The organism is Gemmobacter lutimaris, assembly GCF_003570715.1.
GTDB lineage: Bacteria > Pseudomonadota > Alphaproteobacteria > Rhodobacterales > Rhodobacteraceae > Gemmobacter > Gemmobacter lutimaris.
Genome location: NZ_QXXQ01000005.1, coordinates 286587 through 300250 on the forward strand (window position 1 = coordinate 286587; position 13664 = coordinate 300250).

Sequence of the window (13664 nt, forward strand, 5' to 3'; positions counted from 1 at the left end):
GGGGGCCTCCGGTCGCGGGTTGGCTGCCTATCGCGCGCGGGCGGGGGGCTGTCAACCTCGTGCCCCCTCATCCCAGATAGCCTTTCTGGTTGGCCCAGGCGAAGGCCCCGGCCACGATCAGCGCCAGCAGGATGGCAAAGGCGATCTTCCAGGCGCTGTAGGGCCGTTCTCCCTGCACCTTGCCGGTCTGGCCGTTGACGACGAAGCGATAGCTCTTGCCGTTGTATTTATAGGCCGCCATCCAGATCGGCAGCAGCACATGTTTGAAGGTTTCCGCCGAATAATCGGTGTTGACCGAGGTGATGCGCTGTTCGTCTCCGCCGATGTCACGGCGCACATCCTGCGCGATGACCTGCGCCATGACCTCGCGCGCGCGGGCCCAGCCTTCCTCCAGCCCGACGGTGTAGCCTTCGGCGGTGAACCCGGCGAGGTAATCCTCGCGGTAGGGTTCCAGGCGGCCCAGATCCCAAGGGGCCAGCGCATCGGTATAGCGGCGGGGCAGCGAGGACGAGGCCAGCACCAGCACATCGTCAAAGAACCGCCGCACCCGGCCGCTGGCGTGATACCAGCGTGTCTTCTGCACCCGTTCCTGACGGCTTTTGCCATCGACGGTGACAGTGCGGGTTTCATAGTAATATTCGCCGCGTTGCCCGGTATAGGCGCTGCGGGTTTCGGCATCGAACGTCCAGTAGGGGACGTAAAGCCCGTTCAGCGCCCGGCCCTTGCGGGCATATTCCACAAGGCCGTTCGGGGCGAACCACAGGCTGCCCAACCATTTGCCCATTGCCGCGCGGGCGGTGCGTTCATCCAGTTGGAACGGGATCAGCGCCTGCGGCTTGATCTGCCGGTTGGTGCCGGTGCCGATGACCACGGGCGTGGCACAGAACGGGCATTCGGTGGCATGTTCGGCGCCGCGAAACTCGACCAGCGCGCCGCAAGAGGGGCAGGGGGTGGTGCGCACATCCTCCATCGCGCCGGGCGGCAGGGCGTCGCGCAGCGCGGCGGTCAGGTCATGTTCGCCCAAGGCCCGTGTCCGGCCTTCCGGCGCGGCCTCGGGGATCGTCTGCACATGGCCGCAATGATCGCAGCGCAATTGCGTCTGGCCGGGGGCGAATCGCAGATCCGCCCCGCAGGATTCGCACGGGAAATGCCGTTCGGTTCCGTCCAAGGCTCAGGCTCCGGGCGGCGGGGGCGGGGGCACCTGCGCGAAAAGCCGGCTGAGTTCGGTGTCGGCGGCGGTTTTCCAGCCGTCCTGACCGGCGGTCCAGACCATGCTGCCGCGCGACAGCCCGCCTGACAGTGCCATGGCTTGCAGCTCTGCTTCGGTGAACGGGCCTTTCGTCGCGCCGTTTTCGGCGACATGCCACTGTTTCGCAGTCGGCGGCGGGGGAGGCGGGGGCGGAGCCGCTGCCGCACCCTGCGGTGCGGTGCCCCAGGGGCCGGGTTGCATCTGGCCCGCCATGCCCATGCCAAGTGCCGCCCCCATCCCGGCGCCCATCGCGCTGCCCATGGCACCACCCGGCGCATTCATTGCCTCGGCGGCGTTGAACTGCATGTATTTGTTCAGATCGCCCGCAATCCCCATCGAGGTGCGCTTGTCCAGCACCTTTTCGACCTCTTCGGGGAGGCTGACGTTCTCGATATAGAACTCCGGCAGCACCAGCCCGTATTCGGCGATCTTGGGGGCGATTGCGGTGGCGATCAGTTTGGCCAGATCGGCAGTATTCGCCGCCATGTCCAGCACCGGGATGCCGGATGAGGCCAGCACGCGGCTCATTTCCTGCACGATCACGTTGCGAATCTGAAAGCTGATTTCGTCGGCGGTAAATTCGCCATCGGTGCCGACGATTTCCTTAAGGAACACCGCCGGGTCGGACACGCGCATCGAATAGGTGCCGAAGGCCCGCAGCCGCACCGGCCCGAATTCGGGGTCGCGGCACATGATCGGGTTCTTGGTGCCCCATTTCAGATCGTTGAAGCGGGTGGTGTTGACGAAATAGATCTCGCTCTTGAACGGCGACTGGAAGCCGTGGTCCCAGTGCTGAAGCGTGGTCATGATCGGCATGTTGTTGGTTTCGAGCATGTAAAGGCCGGGGCCAAACACATCGGCCAGCTGCCCCTCATGCACGAAAACCGCAGCCTGTCCCTCACGCACTGTCAGCTTGGCGCCGTATTTGATGGCCTGCCCGCGTCGCTCGAACCGCCAGACCATCGTATCGCGGGTGTCGTCGAGCCAGGCGATGACATCAATGAATTCGCCTTTCAGAAAATCGAAAACCATGACGAAACCTTTCCGTTACCGGGCGCAAAAGCCGCGCCGGGGCGGGCCACGTTGCCCGTCCTGCATGTGGGTAACATAACCGAGGTGACAGAGGTTTGAAGGGGGGTTGCGGGGGAATTGCGTCGCACCGGCAGCCCCGGTCGTTCAGCTTGGGCCGCCGACCAGCCGCATTGCCAGTTCGCGCACGATGGGGCGGGCCTCTGCCGCGCTCATCCCCGGCCTCAGGGCAGGGTTGTAGAGCATTTTCAACATCAACTCGTCCTGCCGGGTCAGCAGCGCAAATTCCTCGTCGTCATTGAAGATCGACGGGCGCGCCAGCGGGCTGTCATTTGCAAGGCCCAGCCCCTGCGCGATTTCCTCATGGATACAGGACAGGCGCAACAGGTCGGGATGTTCGGCCCGGATGACGGCGAACGCGCGCCAGTAGGTCGAGGAATGGCCCTCCGACAGCGCATAGACGATGCAATAGGTCGAACGCGGCAGATTGGTCAGCCCCGCAACCTCCGCGCCGGACAGATCCGGCAAGGTGGCGCTGATCACCGGGCCAAGCGCGCGGCGTTCATCTTCGTTCACCATGTAAACGAAGAAATTCGGGTTGCTGTCTGCCAGCCCGATCGGGTGGCCGGTGATCGCGGACAGCCGCGACAGGTAGGAGGCGATGCGCGCCCGGTCGGTCGCCCGGCGGTTTGGCGCGACAGAGGCGCCGAACACCAGCTTCATGCGCACCGGCGCGTCCCACCGGCGCAACCGGCTGGCGGTTTCCTGCGCGACAAGCCCGCCCGCGCCGCGCCGATATTCGTCGAACAAGGCGATGCGGATGAAGTTTTCCGTCAGCATCGTATCGGTGAAAGGCGTATCCACCCCGCCGCCATCGGTGCGCAACAGGTGCTGTGACAGAAGATCAGCCTGCACCTGCGCGTAATAATGTTCCAGCGCCCGGCTTTCCGCAGAAATCTCGGGGCGTGTCGTAGGCTGGGCCGGGCGCGGTGCCGGGCCGGATGCGGGCGGAACGGGCGTGACAGGGGCCTGCCCACATGCCGAAAACACGGTCAGCGCCAAAGCGGCAAGACCGGAACGGTTCAGAAAAAAACGGCGCAGGCCCTTTGCCACAATGCGAACTCAGACCGAAGTGCCGGTGGCGGTGCCCAGCCCGTCGCGCCGGGCCTTGGCCGAAGCCAGCGTATCGCGCAGCTCCGCCTCCATCTTGTGCAGGTCGGCCTCTGCCGCCGCGCGCTTGGCCTTGCCCTCGTCGGCAATGGCGAGGCTTTCGTTGATCGTGGCGATCAGCGTGGCATTGGCCTGTTTCACCGCCTCGATGTCGAAGACGCCACGCTCCATCTCGGTGCGGACGATGCGGTTGGTTTCCTGCAGGTTCTTGGCGTTGGAAGTCAGAAGCTCGTTCGTCAGGTCATTCGCCGCCTTGATCGACCCCGCCGCCTCGCGCGAGCGCTGGATGGTGACTGCCTGCGCCAGCTGGGTTTCCCACAGCGGCACGGTGTTCACCAGCGTCGAATTGATCTTGGTGACCAGCGACTTGTCGTTTTCCTGCACCAGCCGGATCGAAGGCAGCGATTGCATCGTCACCTGACGGGTCAGCTTCAGGTCGTGCACCCGGCGTTCCAGATCGTCGCGGGCGCCGCGCAGGTCGCGCAGCTCCTGCGCCTTCAGCACCTGTTCGTTTTCCGGTGCGGCGGCGACCTCGGCCTCTTTCGCGGGGATTACGGTTGCGTCCAACTCGGCCAGTTTCGCCTCGCCCGCCGCGATGTAAAGTGCGAGTTCGTTGTAGAAGTCGAGCGTCCGGGCATAAAGCAGGTCAAGCGACTTGATGTCTTTCAGCAGCTTGTGCTCATGTTCCAGCAGGTCGGTCGTCACGCGGTCGATCTGGCCCTGCACCTCTTCGTATTTCGCCACGAATTTGGCGAAAGGCGCGGCGCGGCCCAGCAGTTTTTCCCACCAGCTACGTTCGCGGCGGACATCCAGTTCGGATACCGAAAATCCGCGCAGGGTGGAGACCATGGACCGCAGCCCGTCGCCCGCCGGGCCGACATCCTTGTTCTTTACGTCGGCCAGCATCTGCTGGCTGATGACCTGAAGTTCGGCCTGCGCAGACGAGCCGAAAGAGATGATGGACTGGGTATTGGTCATGTCCAGCTCGTCCATCCGCTTGCGGATCTCGGCCGCATCGGCGGGGGCAGCGGCGGCCAGCGGCACGACCTCGGTGCCCGGTTCGGGCAGGACGACGGCGGTGACTTTCTCCACTTCCGCCAGGGCGGCGGCGGCTTCGGTGCGAACGGTCTCGGTCATTCTGGCCTCACGGGGTTTGAAACGGGATACGAACACTTTGCGCGGGTTATACGCGGCGCCATGCGGCTTCTCAACGCTGTTGCCTCAGGCTTTCGGCGTCTCATATTGCAGCCTTTCGCGCAGCACCTGGATTTCCACGTCCAGCGCGCTGGCGTCATTGGCCAGAAGCGCCTTGGTGCGCCCGGCGAAATTGGTTTCCAGATCGGCCAACAGGGCTTCGTATTCGCTACGCGCCTTCGGGTCGCGGTTCTGCGCGTAAAGATCGGCAAAACGCACGGTCGCATCGCGTGCGCCCATCAGATAGACGGTCATGTATTTACGGGCGGCGGACAGGTCACCGGGGTCGTTTTCGACCATACGGAACAGCTGGCGCGCGGCGGCGGCGAAGCGGTCCACCCGCGCTTCCAATGCACGGTCGCGGGCGCGCAGGATCGCGTCTTTCATGGCAGCCAGATAAGTCTCGGCCTCGTCCACGGCGCGGGCAACGCGCTCGGTCTGGAAGGCGTCGATTCCTTCGGCACCCTTGTCGCGCAACGGGTCAAGCCCGAAGGCGCCCAGATGCAGCGCGGTGCCGATGGCGCCGAACACGACTGCCAGCAGCGGTGCGCCGGTGGTCATCATGCCTGCGGCGGCAAGGCCAAGCCCGGTCAGCAATGCGCCGGCGATCTTGCGCGGAAAGGCCGGGCGCTTGGCGACGCGGCGCTGGTCGTAGGCCTCCTGCGCGCGGATGCCTTCGCGCGTAAGCCAGGCCGCCCCGAGGCTGAGCCCGGTGGCGGCAAGGCCGAACACCAGCCCGGCGGGATCGGCGCGGAAGGCTTGCAGCGCGAACACCACCGGCACCGCAAACATCAGGTTCGAACGCGCTCCGGCCCGCACCGGGCGGCGGCTGTCGAAGGGATTGGCGGGCGGCTGCGGCGGGGCGGCGGGATGATCGCGCTGCACCTCGCCGGTGGGGGAATATTTGCCGCCGAAACGCTGGGCCATCTTACGCGCCTCCGGCGAATGCGACGTAAAGCACGAGCGCCATCAGCAGGATGAAGCTGAAGCTCTGGATGGCAGATGCGGGCATCGGGCCTCCGGGGGCAAGGTCAAGCCGGTGCGGCGCGGGGCCGCGTCCAGACTATAGGTGAGGCGGGATCAGCATTCCAGTGGTGCAGGGGCACGAAATTTCCCCCTGCCGGCTTGCGTCTCATCCTTTGCCGCGCGGCGGGCGCGGTTTGCCAGCGGGCGGGGCGCTGTCGCGGGCAGGGCGGGGGGCGCCGCCGGTCTTTCGCGGGCCGCTATCGGCGCCGGAAGGGCGCGGCTTGCCGCTTGCCGGCCGGGCCGAAGCCGTCTTGCCTGCCGCCGGTTTGCCCGCGCGGATCGCGCGGACTTCGGCCGCATCCAGCCATTCTTCGGCAGATCGTGTCAGCCGCGCCCCCGGTTTGCCCGGTTTGGCGGGGGCGGAGCGGGTCGCAGGCTTGGCAGTAGTGCCGCGCTTCGGCGCCGGTTTCCCCCTCGGCTTTTCCGGCAGTTCCAGTTCCTCGCCGCCATCCGGGTCAAAGCCAAGCTGTTCGCGCAGAATGCGGCCCTTGATCTCGGCCACCTCGCCGGGTTGCAGGTCGTTCAGACGGAAGGGTCCGTAGGAGACGCGGATCAGCCGGTTCACCGTCAACCCGATGGCCGACATGGCGCGGCGAATCTCGCGGTTCTTGCCCTCGCGCAGACCGACAGTGGCCCAGGCATTCGCGCCCTGCACCCGGTCAAGACTGACCTGCATGGGCTGAAAGCGCTCGCCTTCGACCTCGATCCCCTTGCGCAGCGGTTCAAAATCCGCGTCGGTCGGGTTGCCATGGATCCGGACCCGGTATTTGCGCAACCAGCCGGTCGAAGGCAATTCCAGTTGCCGCTTTAGCCCGCCGTCATTGGTCAGCAACAGCAGACCTTCGGAATTGAGGTCGAGCCGCCCGATGGACATGACGCGCGGCAGTTCCTCTGGCAGGTGGTCGAACACCGTATCGCGGCCCTTTTCGTCGGAAGCCGAGGTGACCAGCCCTTCGGGCTTGTAGTAAAGCCAGAGCCGGGCGGGCTGTTTAGCAGCCAGCGGCTCGCCCCGCACGGTGATGCGGTCCTTGGCGGTCACGTTCAGCGCGGGCGAGGTGATGACCTTGCCGTTCACCTTGACCTCGCCAGCCTCGATCATCCGTTCCGCCTCGCGCCGCGAGGCGACGCCCGCGCGTGACAACACCTTGGCGATCCGCTCGCCTTCGGGGGCGGGTTTGGGGGCCGCGGATTTCGGCGCTTTGGGCCTGACTTGTTCTGACATGGGTTTCCCGGCATGTAGGGGGAGGCGGGGGGCGGCGGCCCCGGGGGCTGTCTGCCCCCGGACCCCCGAGAGTATTTCTTCAAGGTGCAAATTACGGGTTTGCAGGGGAAAGGGCAACGGTGAGCGGCTTCCGGTCATATATGGATCTGGCGCTGGAGGAGGCGCGTGCGGCGGGTGACCGGGGCGAGGTGCCGGTAGGAGCGGTCGTTGTCGCGCCTTCGGGGGCGGTGGTGACGCGGACGGGGAACCGCACGCGCGAGTTGAATGACCCGACCGCGCATGCCGAAGTGCTGGCAATCCGGGCTGCCTGTGCGTTGCTGGGGCAGGAGCGGCTGGTGGGGCACGACCTTTACGTCACGCTGGAGCCTTGCCCGATGTGTGCCGCCGCGATTTCGGCGGCGCGGATCGCACGGCTCTATTATGGCGCGGCCGATCCCAAGAGCGGCGGTGTCGCGGTGGGGGCGCGGGTCTTTGCGCATCCGCAATGCCATCATGTGCCCGAAGTCTATGACGGCATTGGCGGGGGCGAGGCTGAGGCGCTGTTGAAAGCGTTTTTTGAGGCGCGCAGGGCTTAGGCGCAAATTTGTTGCGTAGTGCGAAAGTATAAAGCAATATTCATATATATGAAAAATCTCATAAGGGAGGATGGGATGGGTTTCATGCAAGGTATGCGCGGTCTGGCCGTGGCGGCGGTTCTGGCCATTGCGGCCGTCCCTCAGGGGGCGAAAGCGGAGGTGCCTGACGTGCCGAAAGTGGCGATCCATGTGGATCAGGACGATCCCAAGGTGATGAACATGGCGCTGAACAATGCGGTCAATATCATCGCGCATTATCAGTCTCTTGGCAAAGAGGCTGTGGTCGAGATCGTGACCTATGGGCCGGGGTTGACCATGCTGCGGTCAGATATTTCTCCGGTCGCTTCACGCGTGGGCGATCTGGCTTTGCAGCACGAGCATCTGACCTTTTCCGCCTGTCTGAACACGGTTGAATCCATCAAGCAGAAGACCAACAAGGAGGTGCCGCTGCTGGAGGATGCGCAGGTGGTGCCCTCGGGTGCGGTGCGGCTGATGGAGTTGCAATATGAGGGCTATACCTATCTGAAGCCCTGAGAAAGGGCGCCCCAGCCGGGGCGCCGCCGGGGTCAGAGGGTGATGGGTTCCATCACCCGAGGCTCGATCACCTGCACGCCGGGCAGGCCCTCGATCAGCGGTGCCGCATCCTGCGCGAGGATCGGGAAGGTCTTGTAATGGCAGGGGATAACGGTGGTGAAATTGAAATAGCGCCGGGCGGCATAGGCGGCGCGGGCCATGTCCATCGTATAATGGCCGCCGCAGGACAGAATGCCGATGTCGGGTTTGTGGTAGTCACCCATCCAGTCCATGTCGGCCATGATGTCGGTATCGCCCGAGACATAGATCGTGTGACCCTCACCCGCGATCATGAAACCGGCGGCGGAGCCTGCGGGTTGAAGCCCCCCGGTTTTGAAGTCGATCGAGGCGGAATGGGTGGCGTTCACCATGGTCACCGCCGCGCCGTTGAGGCTGAGTGTGCCGCCCTTGCCGAAGCCGATGGTCTGCACGCCGCCCTGCGCGTTCAGCCATTCCGAGACTTCATGGATGCAGGCGACCGGGATGCCAAGCTCGGCCCCCAGCGTGGCGGCATCGGCGGCATGGTCGCCATGGGCATGGGTCAGCAGGATATGGGTGGCGCCGGTCAGCGCCTCGGCCCGGCGGTCGGCGGGAAAGACCGGATTGCCGGTCAGCCAGGGGTCGATCAGGAGCACCGCCCCCTCGATCTCGATGCGGAAACCGGAATGGCCGAGCCAGATGATCTTCATGGGGAGTCCTTTCTGCGATTTGCCTGAATGTGGGCGTTTGCGGGCGCACTGGCAAGTTTCGTTGCCGGGGGTGGCGTTTCGTCTTAACCTTTCGCCAAGATGCATTTTTAAACCGGATGGAGATGTTTCATGCCCCGACTTTCCTTTGCGGCAGCCTTCGGGCGCAAGCTCGCCGGTCTTTTCGGCGAGATGAAATTCATTCTGGAACGCACGGGCGAGCGGCCGGATGTGCCCGTGCCTTCGGAGGTGATTCTGGAGGGCGGCTTGCGGGAATGGACCTATGAGCGGGGCGGGTTGTTCGACCTGAAGATCACCGGGCAGTTCAGCACGGCAACGCAGTTTGATGCCGACAAGGGCGGATTGCAGGCGCTGGCGAACCAGTCGCGCGGTTCGATCGAAGCAATCGAACTGGTATCCACGCTCAGCGGGCGCAGCGTGATCAGTCTGGATGGCCTGTCGCTTGATCCGCCAGATGTGGTGCTGTCTGTGGTGAACAACGAGGATGGCGCGGGTCTGGCGCGGCTGCTTCTGGGGCTGGAAGATCTGCGGATCGACGGGACGCGGGCCAATGATCGGTTCGACAGGTCGCTGCTGTCGGCATTCGACCGTCTGGATCTGTCCGGGGATAACCGGATCAACCTGCGGGCGGGCAATGATGCCGCGCGGGCAGGTGCGGGCCGCGATACCGTCTTCGGGGGCAGTGGCCGTGATACGATCCACGGTGGCAGCGGGCGGGACCGGCTTGATGGGGGCGGTGGCAACGACCGGATGGAAGGCGGTGCCGGAAACGATGTGCTGAAGGGTGGGGCTGGGGCCGATACTTTCATCCTGCGCGCCGGGGGTGGACGCGATGTCGTTACCGATTTCGTGATCGGGGTCGATGTGATCGAGGTCATCGGGAAACCGGATGTGCTGCCCGAACAGCTTGCGACCGGCACGCTTCTGTCCACCGGGCGGGCAAGCATCCTGCTGCGCGGGATTGATCTGGCCGATTTGCTTGCCAGCGGCGAGACGATTCTGGTCTGACCCCCCTGCGCCTTGCGCGCCTGCGTCGGCCCCGTTAAACGGTGAGCAAAGATGCGAAGGGAGATCGGGCAATGTCGATCGACGTTGAAACCGCGCGGCGGGTGGCGAAACTCGCCCGTATCCAGGTAGATGAAAGCGACCTGCCAGCGCTGGCGGGGGAGCTTTCGAATATCCTCGGCTTCATGGAGCAGCTCAACGAGGTGGATGTGACAGGGGTGGAGCCAATGACCTCGGTCACGCCGATGCGCCTGAAGCGCCGCGCCGATGTGGTGACGGATGGCAATATCCAAGAACTGGTTCTGAAGAACGCCCCCGATGCCCGCGAGGGGTTCTTTGCCGTGCCGAAGGTGGTGGAATGACGAACGCCAACGAACTGACGCTTGCCGATGCGCGCGATGCGCTGCGCAAGGGCGATCTGTCCGCCACCGATCTGACGATGGCCTGTCTGACCGCGATGGATGCGGGCGACGCGCTGGGCGCCTATGTCCACAAGACCCCGGAAATCGCGCTGGATCAGGCGCGGGCTGCGGACGCGCGGCTGAAGGCGGGCGGTGCGCCCGATCTGTGCGGCATCCCGCTGGGCATCAAGGATCTGTTCTGCACCAAGGGCGTGCCCTCTCAGGCAGCGTCAAATATCCTCAAGGAGTTCAAGCCGGAATACGAATCCACCGTCACCACCAAGCTGTTTGACGCCGGTGCGGTGATGCTGGGCAAGCTGAACATGGACGAATTCGCCATGGGCTCGTCCAACGAATCCTCGTGCTACGGGCCGGCGGTGAACCCTTGGCGGGTTGATGACCGCGAGCTTTCGCCGGGCGGATCGTCCGGTGGTTCGGCCAGCGCGGTTGCGGCCGACCTGTGCATCGCGGCCACCGGCACCGATACCGGCGGCTCGATCCGCCAGCCCGCCGCCTTCTGTGGCATCGTCGGTATCAAACCGACCTATGGCCGTGTCAGCCGCTGGGGCATCATCGCCTATGCCTCGTCGCTGGATCAGGCCGGGCCGATGACGAAATCGGTGCGCGATGCCGCGATCCTGCTGGGCGCGATGGCGGGGCATGACCCGAAGGATTCGACCAGCGCCGATCTGGCGGTGCCGGATTTCGAGGCGGCGCTGACCGGCGACATCCGCGGCAAAAAGATTGGCATTCCGCGCGAATACCGCCTGCCGGGTCTACGCCCGGAGATTGAGGCGCTGTGGCAGAAGGGCGCCGAGATGCTGCGCGAGGCGGGGGCCGAGGTCGTCGACATCTCGCTGCCGCATGCCAAATACGCGCTGCCGGCCTATTACGTCATCGCCCCGGCGGAGGCATCGTCGAACCTCGCCCGTTATGACGGCGTGCGCTATGGCCATCGCGCCAAGCTGGGGGCGGGCGACGGCATCACCGAGATGTATGAGAAGACCCGCGCCGAAGGCTTCGGCGCCGAGGTGCAGCGCCGTATCATGATCGGCACCTATGTGCTGTCGGCTGGCTTCTACGACGCCTATTACAATCGTGCCCGCAAGGTGCGTGCACTGATCAAGCGCGACTTCGAACAGGCGTTTGCCGCCGGGGTGGATGCGATCCTTGCCCCCACCACGCCCAGTCCTGCCTTCGGTTTGGGCGAGATGCAAAGCGCCAATCCGGTCGAGATGTATCTGAACGATGTCTTTACCGTGACGCTGAACCTTGCCGGGCTTCCGGGCGTGTCTGTCCCGATGGGGCTGGACCGCGAGGGGTTGCCGCTGGGTCTGCAACTGATCGGGCGGCCCTGGGAAGAGGGGGATCTGCTCAATCACGCCTATGTGCTGGAACGCGCGGCGGGATTTGTGGAAAAACCGCGGAAATGGTGGTAATCCACCACGAAATCAGTGCGACCGGCCCCTTGGGCCGGTCATGTCTTTCTGGAAGGATGCCATGCGCCGCTCGCTGTCTGCCCTGACGCTCTGTGCCCCTGTCGTGTTTCTGGCCGCCTGTGGCGGGCCTGCCGTGCCGGATTCCGGCGCCGGTGTCGGGTTCGAGGATTACAGCAGCTATGCCGTCCGACGCGAGGCGGCGTTGAACAATGGCACCCCCATGGTGGCGACTGGCGCACAGCCGATCATGCCGGGCGGCGTGACGGCAGAGCAGCCTCTGGGTGCCACCGCCACTGCCACCTCGCCCGGCTTCTCGGCTGAGCGCGTGGGGGCGGCGATCGACCGCGCCTCGGACGGCCCCCAGGTGACTGGGGCCATGATCGGTGCCGCGATCAACGGGACGCCCGCGCCGGAACCCGTGCGCCCTGCCGTGACTGTGCCGCTGCCTGTGCAGAAAAGCTCCAGTGGGCCGAATATCGTGCAGTTCGCGCTGTCCACATCGCATGCGGTGGGCACGCCGATGTATCCGCGGTCGTCGCTGCAACTGAAGAACGCCGACCGCGCCTGTGCCGCTTTCTCGTCCTCGGATCAGGCGCAGATCGCCTTCCTTCAGGCCGGAGGGCCCGAGAAAGACCGCAAGGGGCTTGATCCAGATGGCGACGGTTATGCCTGTTCGTGGACGCCCGTGCCTTTCCGTGCGGCGATGAACTGATCAGATGCTGGCCTTCGGCGATCACCCTTCCCCGAACTGCGGCCCGCGCCGTAATGGGGCACAACCCGATCTGATCGTTTTGCATTATACCGCCATGGCAAGCTGCGCTGACGCACAGGCCCGGCTTTGCGACCCCGAGGCCGAGGTTTCGGCGCATTACCTGATTTCGGAACAGGGCGAGGTGGTCGCGCTGGTGCCCGAGGAATTGCGCGCCTGGCATGCCGGGGCAGGGGCCTGGGGTGGCGTCAGCGATGTGAACTCGCGCTCCATCGGGATCGAGCTGGATCATCCCGGCAAAGGGTCTTTCCCCGAACCGCAGATGGTGGCGCTTGAAACGCTGTTGGCCGATCTGATGCACCGCTGGCAGATCCCGCCTGAACGGGTGATCGGCCATAGCGACATGGCGCCTGCCCGCAAATCCGACCCCGGCCCGAGCTTCGACTGGCAGCGACTGGCGGCGCGCGGCCTGTCGGTCTGGCCCGCGACCACAGCAGGGCCGGACCCCGAACCGGGTGCCTTCGTAGCGGCGGCGCGCGGCTTTGGTTATCCCGAGGTCGGTGAAAATCTGCTGCTTGCGGCCTTCCGCGCGCGGTTCCGGCCCGATGCCTCTGGCCCGGTGGATGCCACCGATCTGGCCATGGCTGTGGACCTTGCCACCCGTTTTCCCGTTGACGCCCCCGTGGGGCAGGCGTAAGCCGCCTGTCGCGCGGATGGCTGGATGACCGCGTGCGTCGCGAGACGTGCGAGGAAAGTCCGGACTCCATGAAGTAAGGGTGCCGGGTAACGCCCGGCGGGGGCAACCCCAGGGAAAGCGCCACAGAAAACAAACCGCCCTGCTTGCAGGGTAAGGGTGAAACGGTGGGGTAAGAGCCCACCGCGGGACTGGCAACAGGACCGGCAAGGCAAGCCCCACCCGGAGCAATGCCGAATAGGGGCCTCGCGCGGAAAGGTCCGACGTTCAGCCGCAAGGCTGTCGGAGACCTCCGCAAGGGATGCTTCAGCCCAAGAGTGCCCGGGTTGGCAGCTAGAGCGCCGTGGTAACGCGGCGCGCAGAGGAATGGTCATCCAGGGGCGGCAACGCCTTGGACAGAATCCGGCTTACAGGCCATCCGCGCACCTTACTGCATCCCCCTTATATGCACGCCATATCCGTCTGTTGCCGACTGGTGATGCGTCGCCGTGCCGCTGATGTTGTGGTGATGGGGGGCGATGTTGAGGGGGTTGGTCTGGAGGAGCTTGGTTCGGTTGGGATTGCGCTGACGATTTGCGGTGGCCGGATCACCTATGAGGGGTCGGGTTTTGCCTGACGGATAGCGATTCATAGGGAATCGTCTGGCTTTTCTGGGGTGATTCCCGTGTTTC

15 protein-coding genes and 1 other RNA gene are annotated in these 13664 nt (G+C 65.0%); 9 read left to right on the plus strand and 7 right to left on the minus strand.

Annotated features, from left to right (window positions below; genetic code table 11):
- Positions 1–67: 67 nt before the first annotated feature.
- The 6 genes from D2N39_RS11760 to D2N39_RS11785 form a co-directional block, all read right to left on the minus strand.
- The gene (locus D2N39_RS11760) at positions 68–1168 is read right to left on the minus strand and encodes a primosomal protein N' (replication factor Y) - superfamily II helicase (RefSeq protein WP_119134965.1); all 1101 of its coding nucleotides are present in this window, start codon (positions 1166–1168) and stop codon (positions 68–70) included.
- A gap of 3 nt (positions 1169–1171) precedes the next feature.
- Entirely contained in the window at positions 1172–2281 is a 1110-nt protein-coding gene (locus tag D2N39_RS11765; RefSeq protein WP_119134966.1) for an SPFH domain-containing protein, read from the minus strand.
- A gap of 144 nt (positions 2282–2425) precedes the next feature.
- A complete protein-coding gene (locus D2N39_RS11770) occupies positions 2426–3391 on the minus strand; it encodes a DUF2927 domain-containing protein (protein WP_233557121.1) in 966 nt (321 codons plus the stop codon).
- Positions 3392–3400: 9 nt separating this feature from the next.
- Positions 3401–4585, minus strand: a complete 1185-nt coding sequence (locus D2N39_RS11775) for a toxic anion resistance protein (protein WP_119134967.1) — start codon at positions 4583–4585, stop codon at positions 3401–3403.
- Between the two features lie 84 nt (positions 4586–4669).
- Entirely contained in the window at positions 4670–5569 is a 900-nt protein-coding gene (locus tag D2N39_RS11780; protein WP_119134968.1) for a 5-bromo-4-chloroindolyl phosphate hydrolysis family protein, read from the minus strand.
- A 205-nt stretch (positions 5570–5774) separates the two neighbouring features.
- On the minus strand, positions 5775–6890 hold the full coding sequence (locus D2N39_RS11785; protein WP_119134969.1) for a pseudouridine synthase: 1116 nt from the start codon (positions 6888–6890) through the stop codon (positions 5775–5777).
- Positions 6891–7030: 140 nt separating this feature from the next.
- Between D2N39_RS11785 and D2N39_RS11790 the strand changes: the two genes are divergently transcribed.
- On the plus strand, positions 7031–7465 hold the full coding sequence (locus D2N39_RS11790; RefSeq protein WP_119134970.1) for a nucleoside deaminase: 435 nt from the start codon (positions 7031–7033) through the stop codon (positions 7463–7465).
- Positions 7466–7540: 75 nt separating this feature from the next.
- Positions 7541–7999, plus strand: coding sequence for a DsrE family protein (locus D2N39_RS11795; protein WP_233557122.1), 459 nt, complete (start codon positions 7541–7543; stop codon positions 7997–7999).
- A 32-nt stretch (positions 8000–8031) separates the two neighbouring features.
- Here D2N39_RS11795 and D2N39_RS11800 read toward each other — a convergent pair whose 3' ends face one another.
- Positions 8032–8727 (minus strand): metal-dependent hydrolase, encoded by a 696-nt coding sequence (locus tag D2N39_RS11800; protein WP_119134971.1) that lies wholly within the window; start codon positions 8725–8727, stop codon positions 8032–8034.
- Between the two features lie 129 nt (positions 8728–8856).
- Between D2N39_RS11800 and D2N39_RS11805 the strand changes: the two genes are divergently transcribed.
- From D2N39_RS11805 to D2N39_RS22895, 7 genes are all read left to right on the plus strand, one after another.
- Positions 8857–9753, plus strand: coding sequence for a calcium-binding protein (locus tag D2N39_RS11805; RefSeq protein WP_119134972.1), 897 nt, complete (start codon positions 8857–8859; stop codon positions 9751–9753).
- 71 nt (positions 9754–9824) lie between these two features.
- A complete protein-coding gene (gatC, locus tag D2N39_RS11810; RefSeq protein ID WP_054300861.1) occupies positions 9825–10112 on the plus strand; it encodes an Asp-tRNA(Asn)/Glu-tRNA(Gln) amidotransferase subunit GatC in 288 nt (95 codons plus the stop codon).
- Positions 10109–11590, plus strand: a complete 1482-nt coding sequence (gatA, locus tag D2N39_RS11815) for an Asp-tRNA(Asn)/Glu-tRNA(Gln) amidotransferase subunit GatA (protein ID WP_119134973.1) — start codon at positions 10109–10111, stop codon at positions 11588–11590. Before gatC ends, gatA begins: the two co-directional genes overlap by 4 nt.
- A 61-nt stretch (positions 11591–11651) precedes the next feature.
- Entirely contained in the window at positions 11652–12302 is a 651-nt protein-coding gene (locus tag D2N39_RS11820) for a hypothetical protein (RefSeq protein ID WP_119134974.1), read from the plus strand.
- A 4-nt stretch (positions 12303–12306) separates the two neighbouring features.
- Entirely contained in the window at positions 12307–12996 is a 690-nt protein-coding gene (locus D2N39_RS11825) for an N-acetylmuramoyl-L-alanine amidase (RefSeq protein WP_119134975.1), read from the plus strand.
- A 12-nt stretch (positions 12997–13008) separates the two neighbouring features.
- An RNA gene (gene rnpB, locus D2N39_RS11830) (RNase P RNA component class A) lies at positions 13009–13419 on the plus strand.
- 52 nt (positions 13420–13471) lie between these two features.
- Positions 13472–13609 (plus strand): hypothetical protein, encoded by a 138-nt coding sequence (locus D2N39_RS22895; protein WP_158589816.1) that lies wholly within the window; start codon positions 13472–13474, stop codon positions 13607–13609.
- Positions 13610–13664: the final 55 nt, after the last annotated feature.